10 protein-coding genes are annotated in these 20,599 nt (G+C 40.3%); all 10 read left to right on the top strand.

Features of this window, described 5'->3' with window-relative positions; all coding sequences use genetic code 11:
* Positions 1-42 precede the first annotated feature (42 nt).
* Positions 43-1,260 (top strand): aromatic amino acid transport family protein, encoded by a 1,218-nt coding sequence (locus H9631_RS09665; protein ID WP_191812220.1) that lies wholly within the window; start codon positions 43-45, stop codon positions 1,258-1,260.
* Positions 1,261-1,268: 8 nt separating this feature from the next.
* Positions 1,269-2,168 carry an acetamidase/formamidase family protein gene (locus H9631_RS09660; protein ID WP_191812218.1) on the top strand — a complete coding sequence of 300 codons (900 nt, stop codon included), beginning with the start codon at positions 1,269-1,271 and terminating at the stop codon, positions 2,166-2,168.
* Positions 2,169-2,683: 515 nt separating this feature from the next.
* Positions 2,684-3,175 (top strand): sigma-70 family RNA polymerase sigma factor, encoded by a 492-nt coding sequence (locus tag H9631_RS09655; protein WP_191812216.1) that lies wholly within the window; start codon positions 2,684-2,686, stop codon positions 3,173-3,175.
* 284 nt (positions 3,176-3,459) lie between these two features.
* Positions 3,460-4,320 (top strand): response regulator transcription factor, encoded by an 861-nt coding sequence (locus H9631_RS09650; RefSeq protein ID WP_191812214.1) that lies wholly within the window; start codon positions 3,460-3,462, stop codon positions 4,318-4,320.
* Entirely contained in the window at positions 4,317-5,258 is a 942-nt protein-coding gene (locus H9631_RS09645; protein ID WP_191812212.1) for a HEAT repeat domain-containing protein, read from the top strand. The genes H9631_RS09650 and H9631_RS09645 overlap by 4 nt, the downstream gene beginning before the upstream one ends.
* 52 nt (positions 5,259-5,310) lie before the next feature.
* Positions 5,311-6,735, top strand: coding sequence for a glycosyltransferase family 2 protein (locus tag H9631_RS09640; RefSeq protein ID WP_191812210.1), 1,425 nt, complete (start codon positions 5,311-5,313; stop codon positions 6,733-6,735).
* The gene (locus tag H9631_RS09635; protein ID WP_191812208.1) at positions 6,732-9,917 is read left to right on the top strand and encodes a hypothetical protein; all 3,186 of its coding nucleotides are present in this window, start codon (positions 6,732-6,734) and stop codon (positions 9,915-9,917) included. Before H9631_RS09640 ends, H9631_RS09635 begins: the two co-directional genes overlap by 4 nt.
* A 712-nt stretch (positions 9,918-10,629) precedes the next feature.
* Positions 10,630-18,321 carry an isopeptide-forming domain-containing fimbrial protein gene (locus tag H9631_RS09630; RefSeq protein ID WP_191812206.1) on the top strand — a complete coding sequence of 2,564 codons (7,692 nt, stop codon included), beginning with the start codon at positions 10,630-10,632 and terminating at the stop codon, positions 18,319-18,321.
* A gap of 408 nt (positions 18,322-18,729) precedes the next feature.
* Positions 18,730-19,899 carry a response regulator gene (locus H9631_RS09625; RefSeq protein ID WP_191812204.1) on the top strand — a complete coding sequence of 390 codons (1,170 nt, stop codon included), beginning with the start codon at positions 18,730-18,732 and terminating at the stop codon, positions 19,897-19,899.
* 347 nt (positions 19,900-20,246) lie between these two features.
* Positions 20,247-20,579 (top strand): thioredoxin family protein, encoded by a 333-nt coding sequence (locus H9631_RS09620; RefSeq protein ID WP_225220962.1) that lies wholly within the window; start codon positions 20,247-20,249, stop codon positions 20,577-20,579.
* Positions 20,580-20,599 lie beyond the last annotated feature (20 nt).

Here is a 20,599-nt window from a genome sequence, read left to right as displayed (position 1 = left end):
TTTTTATATATTTTTTTATCATGAAGCAAGGAGAGATTATGAGTGTCAGATTCTAATGAGGGTTCGGCTTTAACGCGAACAAAATTGACCCTGCTGGAGGGGATTGCCTTAATAGTGGGGGCCAATATTGGAGCGGGAGTTTTGAGTTTGGCCTATGGTACCAAAAATGCTGGATGGCCTGTATTGGTATTTTGGGTCGTTGTCGCCGGAGTGCTTACAACGATTTCCATGTTATATGTAGCAGAAACGACGCTTAGGACGAATAAGGCCCTTCAACTAAGTGGTTTGGCTGAAAAATATGTTGGGAATTTAGGGTCATGGCTTATCTTTTTATCAGTGGCTGTAAATGCTTTAGGGGCATTGGTCGCTTATACTTCTGGAAGCGGTCAAATTTTGGCAGAATTATTTGGAATACCGAATATGCTTGGAAGTTTTTTATTTTTCATCCCAGCGGTTGGAGTCATTTGGCTGGGGTTGAAAGCTGCTGGTGTAGCTGAAAAATTTATTACGTTCGGCATGTTGTTCTTGGTTGTTCTTTTAGTTGTGGCGTCCATCATAGGACCGGGATTGAAAGTAGAATATCTTACTTTTTATAATCCGAAGTTTGCGATTCCGGTATTTAGTTTGACTGTATTTTCCTTCTTGGCTCAATACATTGTTCCTGAATTATCTCGCGGATACTCAAAAGAAGACATTAAGAACTTACCAAAAGCAATTTCTATTGGCATGCTGATTACTGGAGTTTTATTGGCACTAGTTCCGATGGCGGCATTGGGATTAACAGGACCTGATAAGGTAACGGAAGTTGTTACAATCGCCTGGGCAGATGCGTTGGGAAGCTGGGCGTTTTTTACAGCAAACGGATTTGCATTACTGGCTATGCTGACATCATTCTGGGCATTGGGACAAAGCTATTTTACAAATATTATTGACCGTTTTAAATTTCCTTCAGAAACTGATAAAAAATATCGTGGTATTGCGTTAGCTATTGTGGCGGTACCTCCGTTTATTCTTGCATACAGTGGATTTGTTGGATTCGTCGACGCCTTGTCAATTGCGGGTGCGTTTGCGGGAATCATGATGGCGATTGTGCCAGTCATGATGCTGAATAAATCACGGAAGCTCCAAGAAAGGGAGCCGGAGTGGACCTGCGGAAAATTGTCACATCCCATTATCCAAACACTGATTATCGTTTTATATACAGGGGCAGGGCTTTACACGCTGCTCGGTATCTTTAATGTCCTACCGAAAGGCTGGTAAATAGGCGGATGCGCATTTTTCGCAAAGATAGAACAATTACTCACTTCTCAGCTTATATGAAACCGGTTCATACGATTGAGCTTGGTGAGACGGTGATAATCGAAACCCATGATTGCTACGGCGGACAGATTACGGATGAAAGTGTCTTGCGGCCGGATATTGATTTGTCTGTGATGAACCAATCGACGGGCCCATTTTATGTAAATGAACTAAAAGCTGGGGATGTTCTTGCGATCGATATTTTGGATATTGAGTTGGAGCAGTCCGGTGTGATGGTGATGTCACAAGGGCTCGGCGTGTTGGGGGATTTGGTGGATGAGCCTACAACAAAAATCATTCCAGTGAAAAACAGACAGATTTTGTTTGACGATAGACTGGTTTTTCCGACGGCACCGATGATTGGGGTCATTGGTGTTGCTCCACGTGAGGGCTCTGTTCATTGTGCTGTGCCTGGCGATCATGGCGGAAACATGGATACGAAAGACATCGGAATTGGCAGCAAAGTCTATTTTCCAGTTTTCCAAGATGGCGGATTGTTCGCTTTAGGCGATTTGCATGCCTCTATGGGGGACGGGGAAATGGATGGAACCGGTGTTGAGATTGGTGGAAAGGTAAAGCTGAAGGTGACTAAAAAGGAAGGCCTTCAACTAATCGCTCCGGTTGTTGAAACGCGAGATGCCTTTATGTTTATTTCATCAGCGAAGACCATGCATGCGGCTATTCGTCGTGGAGCCGAAATTGTAGTGGATCATTTGCAGCGGGAGCTGTCACTGGAATTTGGGGAAGCATATCGTCTGTTGACTATGCTTTGCGATCTGAAGATTAGCCAAATCGTGAACGAGCTTGTTACTGTTAGAGTGGCGGTTCCAAAGGAACTGTTCAGGGACAGAACGGCTGTGGTGATCTGACACCTAGACTTATAATTCGTTGCTCAATCTAAACCACGTTCCAATTGTTAGACATAGTTTAACAATTGGAATGTGGTTTTTTATGTATTTACCTTTATTCAACAGAAGCCCCACATTTCTGTAAGTGGTGAGATGAATGCATATTGGTATTCCATTTCGGTCGGGGCTCAAATTCCAAAGCCTCCTGCGGATGTCCCAGATTTTATCGAGTTGAGCTCGATAAAATCTGGGAGCAAGCATGCTAAGTGCATTTGATTTGGATTCAATTTAGTTTGTCATAAAATGATGGAAGTCAGAATTCACAGTGTTTTACAGCTGCTAGGTAACTTCATTAAAGTTTCATAAGAAAGTTGGGTTTTCCTTAGGGGGAAAATGAAAAGTGCGGAACTTTCAAAGGGTTTTGACTGCGGAAAATTAAATTTTTGCCAGAACGGTGATTAGCCCGAGAGGCTACTTCTGATTAATGTGGAGGTACCCGGGAATAAAATGAGCGCGCTTCCAGAAAGGATTTCAGAATGGAAGGTTTCACCGAATTGGCTAATCAGTACAGACCGATGATTTATCACATTATTCATTCGCTAAACATTTACAAAAATGAAGATGAATTTTTTCAAATCGCCCTCATTGCGTTATGGGAGGCGCAACAAAGATTTAATCCAGAGAAAGGGAAGTTCAGCACATTTGCTTATTCCTATATGAAGGGCCGGATGATGACGGAGATGACGAGGCAGTCGAAGGCTGAGGAAGTGAATGTTTACCCGGACGAGGTCTTTTGGGAGATGAAAAAGGATGATCATGAGGAGAAGCCGCTGGAGCTTGATGCGTTACTCTCATATTGTGATGGTTTGACGGACAAACAGAAGCAGTGGGTTATCTATACGTTTTATTTCGGGCTGTCCGTTCGGGAGATTGCCGAAAAAGAGAAAGTCTCACAATCAGCTATAAAAAAATGGCGGACAGGAGCGATAGAAAAAATGAGGGGGAATATTCACACAGATATGTATTAGAATTCAGATTCTCTTTCCTCTCCCACTTTCGGGAGAGGAATATTGATTGTGCAGAAAATGTGCAGATTTATCATGTAACATTTAAAAAGTTTAGGAAAAAAAACACATTAAAAAGTAATTATGGCGCTATATGGTATAATGAGTGTGATAAAAGTAATAGATACTTCGGATCAAAAGATCCTGCTTACTTCGCTAAATTTGTTTTGATGAATGTCACGTTTTAAGCGATGTACGAAAGAAAATAAAAATTAGAAAATTCAAATAAATAAACAAGGATGAAATATATGGATACGTCGTTTATCCCTCATGAAGACATAATTGAAGAAAAATACATGAGTCGTTTCTTCCAGGTATTAACGGCAAGTATTGATCGTACGAGAATGGCAGTTTCCGTCATCTTTTTATCAGTTGTTGATATCCGGGATCAGAAGGAAGAAGACATTACAGTATTTTTAGAAAATAAAATTCGACAAAGTGATGTGCTTTGTCATTTTGAAGCTCCATTTCAATGGGGCTTGATTTTGTCCCAAAGCGGTGAAGAGGAAGCATGTGCATTCCTCAATCGTTTATTTTCCGATATGAGCTTGCAGGACGATCTCTCTTTCTCGGCAAGTATTGTTGAGATTGGAAATAGCGATGCAGCTTTCGACAAGGTCGTCGAAAAAGGACGAGAATCATTGAAACTTGCCTTGCAAACTGGACCTGGGCATATTGAATATGTCAAAGATTTTAAGAAGAAGAGTCTGGTGCACCTCAAGTTGAGTATTTTAGAGGAAAATGATATTTTGCGAAATGTCATTCAAACATCATTGGAAGATTTAAAAATAGACGGATTTCAACTGGAAATTAGAACGTTTCAAGACGGATATGACTTTCTCAATTCCGACTGGTATTTATCGAGTCATCCGCACGTACTGATTATGAACGATATCTTGCCGAGGAAAAATGGACTGGAGGTTTTACATACAGTTCGCCACTTGCCTAATAATAAAAAATTTATCGTGTTTATGATGACCCAAAGGAATTCGGAGGAAGATATGGTCTACGCTTATGAAAGTGGCGTTGACCAATATCTGGTTAAACCTTTTAGCCTGCGGCTTTTTGAGGCACAGATTAAAAGGGTGTTTGAAAGGTTCTGGTCATGATGGACATCATTATCGACTGTTTAATATGGGTGATTGTTTTCTTTTTAGTGTTGCTCATCGGTTTTGGGCTCTATTTGGCATCTGAACGGATGAAAGAAGTATCACGGTTACGGAAAATAGATAGATACATAGAGGAGAAACAACATAAATGGTATCGGTATTTCAAGAGTGAGGAGCCCTTTTCAGATGAGCTGATTCCTAAACATAAGCATGAAATTGAAGGGATTGAAAAGATCTTTCTTACCTATTTGAAAAACATTTCCAGTACAGAGATACAAGACAAAATCGGTGATTTTTCCAATCAGTACCTAATGGACTATTATCAAAGACTCCTTGATAGCAGGAAATGGAGTCAAAGAATGAATGCTTTGTATCGGGTTGCCGACTTTCAATTATATCGTCTGCTCGATAAATATCGGGAGATGGGAAAAAGGAAACTAACTCATGAAGAGAGCTTTCAATTACTGAAAATATTTTCTATGTTTGAACCTGATGTATTTGTTGAGAAAATCATAACGAATACTATGAAACTATCTGAATTTGAGTATAAAAAGCTCTTAACAGGAATCGAGCCGAACACTCGCCAGCGATTGATGAATTGTTTTGACCAATTACCACCCGCTTGTCAATATTCCTTGATTGATACGATCGGAAAGAAAAGGAATATGGATTACATTCCTTTTCTTGAAGCCCAATTGGGTCAGAATGATGCTGAAATTAGAATTCGGTCTTTAAAAGCGTTGCATGAAATTGGGATCATTGTGAATTTAGATCGATATATTCCATTTGTCTCTTCAGATATTTGGGAAGAACGTCTAATGGCAGCGAAATTACTGCAAAATGTGCCGTTGAAAGGTTCGCTCTCCTATTTAGAAAAGCTGTTGGAGGATGAATCATGGCTTGTCCGTACTCAAGCAGCCCAAGCAATCGAAAAATAAGGAGATGAAAGGTCAATCCACGAAACGATGTTGAGTGAGGATTGCAAGTCATATGAGAGTTATACTTGAAGGATTAATCGCATTTTTTGGCGGGCTGATTTTCATTTATATGGCAGTCGTCATTCTGGTTTACAGCACTATGCTGGTATTGGCGCTCATTCATTTAAGAAAACAGTACATGATAGATAAAAGTGAATTTGCGGAGGATTACGTCCATGCCATGCATTGGAAGCCTGTCTCCATTATCATTCCGGTTTATAACGAAGAAGCCGGTATTATTGACAGTATTCATTCGCTGTTAAATCTCCGTTATCCACAGACGGAACTCATTATTGTCAATGATGGGTCAACTGATCATACCCAGCTGTTGGCTATCGAGAAATTTCGCATGATCCCCGTTCAAATGGACATGTTAGAACAGGTTCCAACAAAGCCTATTAAACAAATCTATCGGTCGGAAATTCATCCGAATTTATTGTTGATTGACAAAGAGAACGGTGGAAAAGCGGATGCTCTTAATGTTGGGATCAATGCTTCGCGCTTCCCCTATTTTTGCTCCATTGACGGTGATTCAATTTTAGAAGAAAGTTCCCTTTTAAGCGTGATGAAACCCATCATGAAGTCAAATGGAGATGTAATTGCGGCCGGCGGTAATATAAGAATCGCCAATGGACTTGATATTCAGTTAGGGGCTGTTTTTCAGACGGACTTATCGAAAAATGCTTTAGTTGTTATACAAATAGTGGAATATTTAAGAGCTTTCCTAATGGGGAGAATTGCATTAAGCCAATTCAATTTGGTTCTTATTATTTCTGGAGCATTTAGTGTGTTCTCCAAAAAATGGGTAATTGAAGCAGGAGGATACAATACAAACACTGTTGGTGAAGACATGGAATTAGTTGTCAGGCTGCATCGGCTGATTAAAGAAAAAAAAGAGAAGAAGAGGATCGAGTTTGTGCCTGAACCCGTGTGCTGGACAGAAGCCCCTCAAACCCTCTCCGTATTAAGAAAGCAAAGAAGAAGATGGCAGCAAGGTCTGGTACAAAGTTTATGGACACATAAAAAAATGACATTCAATCCGAAATACGGAGGAATTGGACTGATTTCGTTTCCGTATTTTTGGCTGATTGAAGGTCTGGGCCCTATCATTGAATTAGGGGGATATGTATATGTTCTCATAGCTTTCTTTTTGGGAGATATTTACTACGAATTTGCATTATTGCTTATTTTACTTTTTATTTTGTATGGAACAGTCTTTTCTGTGGCCTCCATTTTGCTTGAAGCATGGAGTATGAATACCTATCCTAAACTGAAAGATGTAGCTCGGCTGATGATTATGTCTTTGACAGAAGTTTTCTGGTATAAACCTTTGACACTCATTTGGAGATTTGAAGGGTTTATCCACTTTTTACGCGGAAAAGAAGACTGGGGACAAATGAAAAGGGTAGGTCTCTCGAAGAAAGGAACTTCAGAATGAAACGCATTTATATAGCCGGACTGTTTTTCATCCTAGCTCTAGCTTTGCCTATTATTCTTTGGTTGATAGAGCCTGGAAAAGGGCTTCGAGTAGCTATTATTGATAAAACTGTTCCAAATGAAACTTATCGAGAGCACCTCGGAATTACATGGCTTTTAAAACATTTGAAAATTACTGACGAGAACAAGAGTATATCCGAACCTGTGAGTAATTATTTTGGATTCCAGCCGGACCACAGTAAGGAAAGTTACCAAATTCGTCAGCTTCCTGATGATTATGATCCATATGATGTGATTTATTTGGCGGATACATATGGTGTTTACGAAGAAGATTTGCCATGGATTGAAAAGTCCAGAGAGGGCTCACGGTCGGGAAAAGTATATGGTGGACTTGAGGAAGAAGAGTGGAAGGCGATCACTGATCGGTTAAATAAGAAAAAGAAAAGTCTGCTGGTTGCAGAGTTTAATACATTTGCCTCGCCAACAAGTGAATCAGTTCGAAAAAGTGTCACCGATTATTTGGGGGTCGACTGGTCAGGCTGGACTGGTCGGTATTTTGATGAATTGGATCCGAGTAAAAATGAAGAAATTCCTCAATGGATACTGGATGAGTTCAAAGATTCATGGACCTACAGTGGATCCGGGATTATTTTGGTCAATGACCTAGATTATCAAGTCATCGTATTGGAGAAAGAAAAGCATTTACAAAAAGATGGTATCAGCCTTTCATTTACGGCAGAGGGAAAAAAACAGTTTGGGTTTAAAGCGAGCCCTGATTATCAATATTGGTTTGATATTGTGACGCCGAAAGAAGGCACGACAGTTCTGGCAAATTATGAATGGAAACTCACGGATGAAGGAAATCAAATACTTGAAAAAAATGGGATTCCAGCTGAATTTGCAGCTGTCTCAAAAAGTGAACATGGAGAATCTTTAAGCTACTATTTTGCGGGTGATTTCAATGATGTAACGGATGTTCCCCGTTTCTACCAAATGAAAGGCTTAAAGCAAATATATAAGGTAGCTCAAAAGTTTTCCGACCAGGCTTTTTATTGGTCTACTTATCTTCCAATGATGACATCCATTTTAGAGCAGTTCGAGGAGTCACCAAAAATGGAGAAAAAGATACGTTCCAATAACCTTCAATATAATGCAAGAATTAAAGAGGATGCTTTTGAGGTGATGCAGGATGGCAAGTGGACTCCGCTCACGATTAAAGGTGTCAATATCGGAATGGGGAAACCTGGTACCTTCCCTGGTGAAGCCGCTATAACAGAAGAGGAATATTATAGATGGCTCGAGCAGATTGGAAAAATGAATGCCAATACGATTCGTATATATACCCTGCATCCTCCCGGTTTTTATAATGCGTTGAAGCGTTACAACGACCAACATGAAGAGAAAATATATGTCCTGCATGGTGTTTGGATTAATGAAGAAAAACTAGAAGAATCATTGGACGCTTTTGAAAAGGAAAATCTGAAGGATTTTCAGAAAGAAATGAAAACCATCGTTGATGTCATTCATGGCAATAAAATAGTGGAACAGAAGGCAGGGCATGCATCAGGAGCATACCGGGCGGATATATCGGAATATGTCATTGGCTGGGTATTGGGAATTGAGTGGTATCCTTTCATGGTTGAAAACACGAATGAAAAATATCCTGACAAGGGTGATTATGATGGAAAATACTTCGAAACAAAAAATGGTAAAGCGTTTGAATATTGGCTTGCACAGCAGATGGATTTCATCACTAAGTACGAAGTGAAGCAGTATCATTGGATGCGGCCGATGAGCTTTACCAATTGGGTAACAACGGACATCTTGGAGCACCCTTCCGATTCTACTGGTCAGGAGGATATCGTCAGTGTCGATCCAAATGTTATTTATACAAAAAAAGAAACAAAGCTGACAGACCAATTTGCCTCCTATCATATATACCCGTATTATCCCGATTTCTTAAACTATGATGAAAAGTATCAAACATATATAGACCATCGTGGAAAAAACAATAACTACGCCGGGTATTTGGCAGAATTGCATGCTGCTCATCGGCTCCCTATTTTAGTGGCGGAATTCGGTGTGCCAAGTTCACGGGGATTAACCCATGAAAATCCATTTGGATGGAATCAGGGATTTTTATCCGAGAAGCAGCAAGGGGAAATCATTCGGCACTTGTTTGAGGATATTATGGAAGAAAAGCTGTTGGGCGGGCTGATTTTTACATGGCAGGATGAATGGTTCAAGCGGACTTGGAATACAATGGACTATGATAATCCAGACAGACGGCCATTTTGGTCGAATGCTCAAACCAACGAAGAACAATTTGGCTTGCTCAGTTTTGACCGCCATAAAATCCTGGTGGATGGAAAAATAGATGAGTGGAAGAAAGAGGCGCTTTATAAGAAAGATAAAGGTAGCTTGAAAGCATTATATGTGGATCATGATGAACGATATTTATACATCCGGCTGGAGCGTCACAAGAACTTCAAGGGAGATCCCCTTATTTTGTTGGATGTCATCCCGAAACAGGGGAATACGTTTATCAAAGGAAACGATGATGTCCGCTTTTCCAATGGGATTGATTTTATTGTTGACCTCAGTAAAAAGGAATCTCGAATTAAAGTGGATGCATATTACGACTTCTTTACCTATCAATACGAGCATATCTTGAAGCTAATAAAAACGGACGGGGAGCCTCCTTCCAAGAACAGCGGAGAATTTTCACCGATTAAATATGCTCTGAATAAAGAGTACTATCTTCCTGATCAAAAAAAGACAATCCCGTTTAGTTCATATGAAACCGGAAAACTAAGGGAAGGGAACGGCAACCCTGTTTCCGATAAGTATGATTCATTGGCAGACTACTTTATAAATGACGAGGGAACCATAGAGATAAGAATTCCATGGTTGCTTATCCAGTCAAAAGATCCGAGCCAAAAAGAATTCACGGGAGATATTTATAAAGACGGGATGGAAGCAAGTGCATTCGTTGATCAAATTTATATAGGAGCTTTAGATATTGATGCGGAAGGAAATCCACAGGATTCATTCCCATTCATTGAAAACAAAGTTCTGAAGGAAATGGCAGGCTACACGTGGAAAAGTTGGAATGAGCCTGCATCAAAAGAACGCTTGAAACAATCGTATTACATTGTGGAAGAGGCCTTCTCAAAATACTAGTTATTCTCAGAAGCTCGGAAAGTCGATCTCAGATTTTCCGAGCTTTTGTGTACTCTTCCTATTTTAGCAAGGGTGAATTCTCAATTAGAAAGGGGGAATTGAAAAAATGACTTTAGACGGAGTACTGCTTTGTGTGGAATGAATGAGTATCCTTTCATCAGTTCCTTTGGACTATTTTAATTCGTAATTGCATTTTTAAATTCAATCGCTGTATATCACTGTAAATCCTTACCTTTTATTCAAAGAGGAAAGGATATTTTTTTTGTATTCATTAGGATGATTGACTTAGAACGAAGGTATTATCTCCTGGAAACTGTATAGAAATTGTATAGGTTTGAAAAGAAGTTGAATAGAGAAGCTTGTTACAATTGCTGGAAAAGTGGAGTAAATAGGTGAATTGCGCTGGTTTATAGCGAAATATGTAGAATTTTTTCCGAATGATTTCATGCCTCTTTTATTCGTTTCACTCTATTCAAAATAAAGGCTTATTTCTAGTTTTATTGATTAACGAGAGGAGGTGATATGAATTTAACGAGAGGAGGTGATATGAATTATATGTAGATTTGCTTATGTTAGGCAGCACATTTTGAAAATGAAGGGAGGGCTTATGCACGATCAGGGTAAAGCTGATGGTTGTTTTTTAGTCACAACAAAATTTTTTACTATTTAGATGATGGCTATCTAGATCCGATAGTAACTGGAGGTGGGAATATTGAGTACTTCAAAGATAGTAACCAACAGATTGAAACGAAAGTTTAAGAGATACATAGTCTTTCTTGCAATGATTTTGGTTACTCTTAATGGAATGGTTCCTGCTTCATTGTCAGTTCAAGCTGTGGAAAAGACTGACATGAAAGAGTTGGAACAGCCAATTATCTCAAAAGATGTTGATGGTGAAGAAAGTAAAGAAATCCAACTGGAAACAGACTATCAATACAACATAAACATTCAGCTTCCCGAAGATGTAACTGGATATGAGTTTATCGAAATATCGGATGATTTCGATAAAAGGTTAGCTGTTCAGGATACAGCAGTCTTGATCGGCGAGGAAATTGATGATCGTGTTACTGCAACTGTAGATGGTCAGAAAGTTTCCTTAGAATTGAAGGATGAGCAAGTAAAAGAATTTGCTGGAAAAAAATTGACTCTGCAAATCACAGCCCAAGTGAGGGAAGAAGATGCGACTAATGAAGCAATTGAAAACGTCGCTCAATTTGTGATAAACAGCAACATTATCCTGGAAACGAACCCGGCGATTGTGATCCCAGTAGATTCGAAGAAAGAAAATCAGGAAGCTGACCTTTCGGCAGAATCAGACGAAGAGGATCAAGAGACGCCAAATGAAGCAGTAGAAGAAGAAAAGGATAATGAACCTGAAGAGAAAGTCGAAGCAGATGTTCAGGACATTCAGACTAATAATCAAGCTTCCGCCAAGAAGGAATCTATTGCTCCTTTAAATCAAGTACAAGCAGCAGATGGTATTACCATTAACGATACTGATTCTTATTCGATCACTAATATAGACGGTGAAAAGTACATCATCCAATATGATGGGACTAATCCGTCTGCACCTCCCAAAGGAAAAGTCAAACTTGATAACGCTAATATAAATAACTCATTAGCCTTAGGCAAAAATGAAGATGTTTTTTATGCCAATGCAGGTGCAAATTTATATAGAATACATCCCAATGGTAAAACTGAGCTCATAACAAGTTTAGAAGGGACCACACTGGCAGGTGCAATATCACCAGATGGTACAAAGTATGTTTATTTCTTGCTGAAAAATGGACAAATATACATTTCATCTGTCGACTTAGTCACAAAAGAAAAGAACAGCGTGCCTATCCAAGACAAATCTGGATTCGCAAGTTTTGGCGGAGGAGATTTAGCTTTTGATGCAGATGGAAACCTCTGGTTTTCAAGATGGAGCGATGATCCAGTAGAATCTGTTTTAGCGAAAGTGGATGTAGAAGAGGGCATATTAGAAAGTGTTATTCCGATTGTTGCAGATAATGGTGAAAAATTCACAAGGTCTGGAGCGCTGAGCTTTTTACCGAATGGCAAATTTTTATTACTAGGTGCGTATGAAATTGTAAGTGATATTAATGAAAATGTCTTTTATCTATTTGAACTCGATCCTGCAACGGGGATTGCAACAGAATTGACGGAAAACTACACGGGAACGACAGATTTTGCTTCGCGAGTATATCCTTCGATTAAGCCTGACTTAGTAATTGAAAAAAAGAATGACCCTTCTGATGAGGTCTTTCCGGGAGATACTATCACTTATACGTTGAAGGTAACAAACACCGGAACTTTAGCATCGACCATGACGAAAGTATATGACGAATTGCCTGAAGGTACTTCGTATGTACCGGGCACAACTACATTGAATGGTGAGAAAGTAGCAGATGTTGCTGGGGCAAGTCCTATTTTTACAGGGATGCCGATTGGTTCATCTGGTGAATCCCTTGAGGGAGTATTATACGCGGGAGAAGAGAATGCGGCAGTTGTTACGTTTCAAGTGAAAGTGAATGAAGATGTGCAGCCTGGAACAGAGGTTAGTAACACAGCTACAGCCGGTGGAGACAGCATAGCAGAGATTCCTTCCAATGAAGTAATAAATAAGGTGGTAGAAGCCCCGGATTCTCCAGACGCTTGCGCGGCACCAGTGGCTCTGATTAATGGTAGTTTTGAGGAACCACCATTTTCACCTAATGATACGCGATTGAAAAAGCAGAGAGGTTGGTTTGATGCTCCGCAAGGTGCTGTCCCTGGGTGGAAAACTACCGATGGATCGGGTTTATTCGAAATAATGAATAAATCTTTGGGAGATGAAATTCCATCTGGTGATCCATATGAAGCTTTGAAGGTTACTCCAGCACATGGGCAACAGTTCGCGGAATTGAACAGCCGTGAAGCGGCACAGCTTTATCAAGATGTAGATACGACACCAGGCCAAACGATTTATTGGCGTTTGGCCCACAAAGGCCGTGTTGGCCAAGATACAATGGCGTTAAAGATAGATTCAGCCACTGTTGATCCAAAAAACTTGAAAACTATTGAAACAATGACGAGTGGTAAAGATGAATGGAAATACTATTCTGGTTCATATGTTGTTCCAGCAGGACAAACAGTAACTCGCTTTGGTTTTGAAGCTATTTCCAGTGCAAATGGATCAACTGCAGCAGGAAATTTCCTAGATGATATCTTCTTAGGTACTGAACCTTGTGTGACAGCTGAGAAATCTGTAAGCCCTGAAGGGGATGTATTTGCAGGTGATGAATTAACATATGAGATGACCATTAAAAATTCAGGCGGAGACATTGCGGCAAATACGACCATTGAAGACGCAATTCCAGAAGGTACAGAATATGTACCTGGATCAATGAAAATTTTAAACGGTCCCAAAGCGGGCGACTTAACAGATGTGGAAGATAATGATGCCGGTCATTTTAACGGTGAAAAAGTCATCTTTAAAATAGGTGATTTACCGAACACAACCACATTACCTGACGGAATGACTGTTCAATTTAAAGTGATAGCTTTGTCCGATCATGCAGGAAAAGATGTGGACAACAAAGCACAGGTTAAATATAAAGATTTGCTAAAAAATGAAGATGAAGAAATTGAAACAAATGAAACGAAAACACCGATTAAGTATAGGGTTCCTGTCCTGAAATCGGAGAAATCAGCAGAGATCAAAGAGAAGGCTGAAGGTAATACAGACAAGGAAAATCCGGAAGTCGGCGATACTCTTCTTTACACAATCAAGACGCAGAACACTATTAAAAACAGTGTTGTGAAGAACTTAGTGATTTCGGATGAAATACCGGAAGGTCTCGAGTATGTAACGGGCAGTTTGAAAGTAGAAGATAAGTCTGTTACTGATGAAATAGACGATGACAACGGCCATGCGGTCGATGGCAAGCTCTCAGGTCAATTTGGTGATATCAAAGGTATGGACTGGCATACCTTGACTTTTGAAGTCAAAGTCAAGACAGGTCAAGCAGGCCAAGATATTAAAAACATTGCCACTGTAGATGGTGACAATATAGATAAGCCAGATGAGCCGGAAGAAGAAGTGAAGATTTATCCGCGTGGACCCCAATTAGAGTCGGAAAAGTCAGCGGTGAACGCTGAAAAAGGCAAAGAGACATTCGAAGTGGGCGACACGATTGTTTACACAATCAAGACGCACAATAAAGTATCTGATAGCTTGATAGAAAATCTATCCATCACAGATACACTCCCAGCTGGTCTTGAATATGTCGCAGACAGCTTGAAAGTGAGTCATGAAGGTAATGGGGAGTTTAAAGCTGGTGCTGTCACAGCGAATTTCGGTGATGTAAAAGATACGGAGTGGCGTACGGTCACATTCGAGGCAAAAATCTTGTCTGGTCAAGCTGGTAAAGAGCTTAAAAACATTGCCACTGTAGATGGTGATAATGTAGACAAGCCGGATGAGCCAGAAGAAAAAGTGATTATTGATCCGAAGGCTCCTGTTCTGAAATCTGAAAAATCAGCGAAGCTTGAAACGAAAGCAGAGGGTAATACAGATAAGGACAACCCTGAAGTGGGGGATACACTTCTTTATACAATCAGGACTCAAAACACGATCGAAGACAGTCTTGTGAATAATCTAGTCATTTCGGATGAAATACCGGCGGGCCTTGAGTATGTAGCGGGCAGTTTGAAAGTAGACGGTGCGTCTGTTACTGACGAAAAAGACAATGACAACGGTCATGCGGTCGATGGCAAGCTTTCAGGTCAACTTGGTGATATTAAAGACACTGATTGGCACACACTTGAATTTCTGGTGAAAGTTAAAGCAGGTCAAGCAGGCCAAGATATTAAAAATATTGCCTTCGTTGATGGAGACAATATAGATGAGCCAGATGAGCCGGAAGAAGAAGTGAAGATTTATCCGCGTGAACCGGAACTAGAGTCGAAAAAATTCGCGGTGAACGCTGAAAAAGGTAAAGAGAAATACGAAGTGGGCGACACGATTGTTTATACAATCGAAACGCGCAACAAAGTGTCTGATAGCGTAGTAGAAAACTTAACAATCACCGACACACTTCCAGTGGGACTAGAATATGTCGCAGACAGCTTGAAAGTGAGTCATGAAGGTAGTGGGGAGTTTAAAGCTGGTGCTGTCACAGCGAACTTTGGTGATGTAAAAGATACGGATTGGCGTACGGTCACATTCGAGGCAAAAATCTTGTCTGGTCAAGCTGGTAAAGAGCTTAAAAACATTGCCACTGTAGATGGTGATAATGTAGACAAGCCGGATGAGCCAGAAGAGAAAGTGATAGTTGATCCAAAGGATCCGGATCTCCAATCGGAGAAATCTGTGAAGCTGGAAGCGAAAGCAGAGGGCAATACAGATAAGGACAACCCTGAAGTGGGGGATACGCTCCTTTACACAATTAGGACTCAAAACACGATCGAAGACAGCCTTGTGAATAATTTAGTGATTTCGGATGAAATACCGGAAGGCCTTGAGTATGTAATAGGTAGCTTGCGAGTAGATGGCGAATCTGTTACGGATGTTAAAGATGGTGACAACGGTTATATCGTTGATGGTAAAGTTACTGGGCAATTTGGCGATATTAAAGATACGAAGTGGCATACACTTGAATTTCTGGTGAAAGTCGAAGCAGGTCAAGCAGGCCAAGATATTAAAAATATTGCCTTCGTTGATGGAGACAATATAGATGAGCCAGATGAGCCGGAAGAGGAAGTAAAAATTTATCCGCGTGAACCGAAATTAGAGTCAGAAAAAAACGCGATAAACGCCGAAAAAGACAAAGAGACATTCGAAGTGGGCGACACGATTGTTTATACAATCAAGACGCGCAACAAAGTATCTGATAGCGTAGTAGAAAACTTAACGATCACCGATGTACTTCCAGCCGGTCTAGAGTATGTCACAGACAGCTTAAAAGCCAGTCATGAAGGTAGCGGGGAGTTTAAAGATGGAACTATCACGGTGGGCTTCGGTGATGTAAAAGATACAGAGTGGCGTACGGTCACCTTCGAAGCGACAATCAAGTCCGGTCAATCAGGTAAAGAGCTTAAAAACATTGCCACTGTAGATGGTGATAATGTAGACAAGCCGGATGAGCCAGAAGAGAAAGTGATAGTCGATCCAAAGGATCCGGATCTCCAATCGGAGAAATCTGTGAAGCTGGAAGCAAAAACGGACGGCAATACAGATAAGGAGAACCCTGAAGTAGGAGATACGCTTCTCTACACGATTAAGACTAGAAATATTATTGAAGACAGCCTTGTGAAAAACTTAGTGATTTCGGATGAAATACCGGAAGGACTTGAGTATGAAGCGGACAGCTTGAAAGTTGATGGTCAATCAGTCACAGATGCCAAAGACGAAGATAATGGACATGCGGTCGATGGCAAACTTTCAGGCCAATTTGGTGACATCAAGGACACTGAGTGGCATACACTTGAATTCCTGGTGAAAGTCAAGGAAGGCCAGGCAGGCAAGGATATTAAAAACATTGCCACCGTAGATGGTGACAATATAGATGAGCCAGATAAGCCGGAAGAAGAAGTGAAAGTTTATCCACGAGTACCAAAGCTTGAATCAGAGAAGTCAGCTGAGAACGCTGAAAAAGGCAAAGAAAAATACGAGGTGGGCGACACGATTGTTTATACAATCAAGACGCGCAACAAAGTATCTGATAGCTTGATAGAAAATCTATCCATTACTGATACACTTCCAGCTGGACTTGAATATGTCGAAGACAGCTTGAAAGTCAGTCATGAAGGTAGCGGGGAGTTTAAAGCTGGTGCTATCACAGCGAATTTCGGTGATGTGAAAGGTACGGAATGGCGTACGGTCACCTTCGAAGCGAAAATCAAGTCCGGTCAATCAGGTAAAGAGCTTAAAAACATTGCTACTGTAGATGGTGATAATGTAGACAAGCCGGATGAGCCAGAAGAGAAAGTGATAGTCGATCCGAAGGGTCCTGTACTGAAATCCGAAAAATCTGCGAAGCTGGAAGCAAAAGCAGAAGGCAACACAGATAAGGACCATCCGGAAGTCGGCGATACCCTTCTCTACACAATCAAGACAAAGAACACAATAGAAGACAGTCTAGTGAAAAATTTAGTGATTTCGGATGAGATACCGGAAGGACTTGAATATGTAACAGACAGTTTGAAAGTTGATGGCCAATCTGCTACTGATACAAAAGACGACGACAAAGGTTATGCAGTAAATGGTAAAATCATTGGTCTATTTGGTGACATCAAGGATACAAACTGGCATACAGTAGAATTCCTTGTAAAAGTTAAACCCGGCCAAGCAGGCAAAGACATTCAAAATATTGCCGTAGTTGGCGGAGACAATATTGATAAACCAGACAAACCAGAAGAAGAAGTGGAAATTTATCCACGCCACTCAGTTCTAGAATCTGAGAAATCAGCGGTGAACGCTGAAAAAGGCAAAGAAAAATACGAAGTGGGCGACACGATTGTTTATACAATCAAAACCCGTAACAAAATCACTGATAGCCTAGTGAAAAACCTATCGATTACAGATAAATTACCAGCAGGCTTGGAATATGTAGACGGTAGTTTGAAAGTAAGCCACAAAGGTACAGGTGAGTTCAAAGACGGTACAATCACAGCGAACTTCGGAGATGTGAAGGATACGGAATGGCGCACAGTCACATTCGAAGCAAAAGTTAAGTCGGGTCAATCTGAAAAAACGATCGAAAACATTGCCACAGTAACTGGAGATAATATTGATGAACCAGATAAGCCAAGCGAGAAAGTAATAGTCGATCCGAAAACTCCAGCTTTCGAATCTGAAAAGACGGCGGCTAACGCTGAAAAAGGGAAAACGAAATTCGAAGTGGGAGATACCGTTGTTTACACTATCAAGGCCCGCAACAAAGAATCAGATAGTTTAGTTAAAAACTTGACGATTACAGACAAACTTCCAGCAGGCTTGGAATACGTGGCAGACAGTCTAAAAGTGAGCGATGAAGGTAGCGGTGAGTTCAAAGACGGTACAATTGCAGCGAACTTCGGAGATGTGAAGGATGCAGAGTGGAGAACTGTTACATTCGAAGCAACCATCCAATCCGATCAATTTGGGAACACCATTAAAAATATCGCCACTGTAAGCAGTGATCATGGACCAGATCCAAATCAACCGGAAGCGAAAATCTCTATTGAGCCAAAGGATCCAGAACCAGCTCCGGAACAGGGCAACAAACCGGAAACACCTTCCTCTGATACGACGGATAAAGGAGGGGGCAAAAAATTGCCGAATACCGCTACAAACCTATTTAATTATGGTCTAATTGGTATTTTCGCAATCCTGGTCGGATTACTAGTTCTAAGAAGGAGAAAGCCCAAGGATGGTTAATCTGGGTCAAGGAACATGAGTACAATTGAAAATAAACTTCTTGCTTAGTTGGAACTGATAAGTAAGGGTGCTGGTGATGAAGGTAAACTAGAGGAAAAACTCTATCCACTGTGTTGTTAGCAATTTTGAGAAGGGCTTTGAAAAAAGCCCTCTCTCTTTGAACAGAATGTAAAGCTTGAAAATCATAATAGTGAAGGGTGCTATTTGCATTGCATACGGTAGATTGAAAATGAACTCGGTATCAAAGTGGCGAAGAATAGTAGAAAAAGATAAAAAAGATTCCGTCTCAGCCATAGCGAAAGGTTTTGTAGAAAAACACATTGCTGTTGTAGTTAGAAACAAACCATAAATTTCTTCAGATCATTGTGTTGATGAGTTACATGGATTTAATGAGGGGGTAATTCTAGTTTGACAGCAATTCTTATAGACCATGATTTATTAGCGCTTAATGTATTGGAAGAAAAGCTAATACAAAATGGGAAGATTGAAGTTATTGGAAAGTATACGAATCCCTATCAAGGTTTGGTAGAAAGTGTGAAAAATCAACCAGCTGTCGTTTTTCTTGAAATTGAATTTGATGGAATTAGCGGAATTGAACTGGCCAAACAAATTCAAAAAGAACTTCCAGATACCAAGATTGTTTTCGTTACAAGCAATGATCGTTACGCTGTAGATGCATTTGAATTAATGGCTGCTGATTATATTATGAAACCGGTTCAGGTAAAACGACTATCAGAAACAATCAATCGCCTGTTGGAATTAACAAGTAAAAAAACCGAGTCTTTTCCGATGGTATCCTGCTTTCATACTATCCATTTTATATACTACGGAAATGATATCGAAGAAATTGAAGTGAAATGGAGAACAGCCAAAACCAAAGAATTGTTTGCTTATCTGATACATCACCGGAACCAATCTATACGCAAAGATGTTCTTCTGGAACTTTTTTGGAACCAGGAGGATTTGAAAAGTGGTTATTCACAATTGTATACAGCTATATATCATATTAGAAGAATGTTGAAATCAATCGGCTTCAATATTACGATCAACAGTTTGGAAAACAGTTACAGGCTGGAGTTAAATGATGTCTTGCTGGATGTAGATGTATGGGAAAAGGGGATGGAGGGAGAAACACGATATATAACAAGAAGCAGATTTTTAAAGCAAAGGAAAATTCTTGATTTATATAAAGGGGATTTTGTCGGTGAAGAAGATTATTCTTGGGCGGAGAATGAGCGGAAGCGATTGAGAGCACTTTGGTTAAGTCATGTCAAAAAAATGGCGGATTATATGATTTATAATGAAAATCGTTACGAAGCAATTGCTCTTTATCTGCGCGTGCAAAAAATTCTTCCGTATCAGGAAGATAGTTATATCATATTGATGCAACTATACGATGCACTTGGGGATCGTTATTCAGTTCAAGAGCAATACGAGAAGTTGAAAAGTATGCTTAAGGAAGAGTACGACACGATCCCAGATAAATCCATTCAACAGTGGTTTCAGCAACGGAGAGTGAGGCAAATCAATAATAGCAGCATTCGCGCAAAGAGGCACTTGACATTAGAATATAAGTGATTGGGCTGTTGATTGGAGTGTGATCCTAGGAAAATCAATAAGGGAAATCCACGACCATATATCATTTCGGGGCGAGAGAGCTCCTGTAAATATCGTTTGAATGTAGTCACAATGTTCGAAAATAAGCTTGTAAATTTTTTGCATAGGATTTGCTAGTAAATCTGATGAAAATATTGAAAAAAAGATAAATACTCGCTATAGAGATAAGCAGGGTTTAATCCTAGAAAAAGGGGGCTTAAGCTTTTGAATGTCTGCATTGACAAGGAAGGTTATGCCTCTTATTCCATTTTCTTTTTCTTGCCTGAGGAGCTAGGATATAATTGGTATGATCAGAAGCGAAAGGGGAAATGAAGGACGTGAACTCTGTCCATTCTTTGGAAGAAATTCAAACAACAATCAATGAGAATAAGCTGACTCTACTATATATTTCCAGACCTGATTGTTCTGTTTGCCACGGGCTGCTGCCGCAGGTTGAGGAACTTCTGGAGGAATTTCCGTCAGTTGCTTCTATACACGCAGACGCGGATAGAATCCCCGAAATAGCAGGAGAATATTCAATTTTTACAGTCCCTGTTGTCCTTGTGTTTGTTGAAGGAAAAGAGCTGATCAGAAAAGCAAGATTTGTCCCGATAGGAGAACTGAGGGAACAGTTAGAAAGGTTCGCTGAATTTATTCAATAAAAAGGCTGTCCTGCGTGAAG

Source organism: Bacillus norwichensis, assembly GCF_014836955.1.
Classification (GTDB): domain Bacteria; phylum Bacillota; class Bacilli; order Bacillales; family Bacillaceae_C; genus Siminovitchia; species Siminovitchia norwichensis.
The sequence above is the reverse complement of the archived record's forward strand: the minus strand, read 5'-3'. Positions and strand labels throughout refer to the sequence as shown.

Coding starts and splice junctions, on each gene's coding strand:
- H9631_RS09655 (WP_191812216.1), top strand. CDS start 2,684: ATGGAAGGTTTCACCGAATTGGCTAATCAGTACAGACCGATGATTTAT.
- H9631_RS09660 (WP_191812218.1), top strand. CDS start 1,269: ATGCGCATTTTTCGCAAAGATAGAACAATTACTCACTTCTCAGCTTAT.
- H9631_RS09645 (WP_191812212.1), top strand. CDS start 4,317: ATGATGGACATCATTATCGACTGTTTAATATGGGTGATTGTTTTCTTT.
- H9631_RS09640 (WP_191812210.1), top strand. CDS start 5,311: ATGAGAGTTATACTTGAAGGATTAATCGCATTTTTTGGCGGGCTGATT.
- H9631_RS09620 (WP_225220962.1), top strand. CDS start 20,247: ATGAAGGACGTGAACTCTGTCCATTCTTTGGAAGAAATTCAAACAACA.
- H9631_RS09635 (WP_191812208.1), top strand. CDS start 6,732: ATGAAACGCATTTATATAGCCGGACTGTTTTTCATCCTAGCTCTAGCT.
- H9631_RS09650 (WP_191812214.1), top strand. CDS start 3,460: ATGGATACGTCGTTTATCCCTCATGAAGACATAATTGAAGAAAAATAC.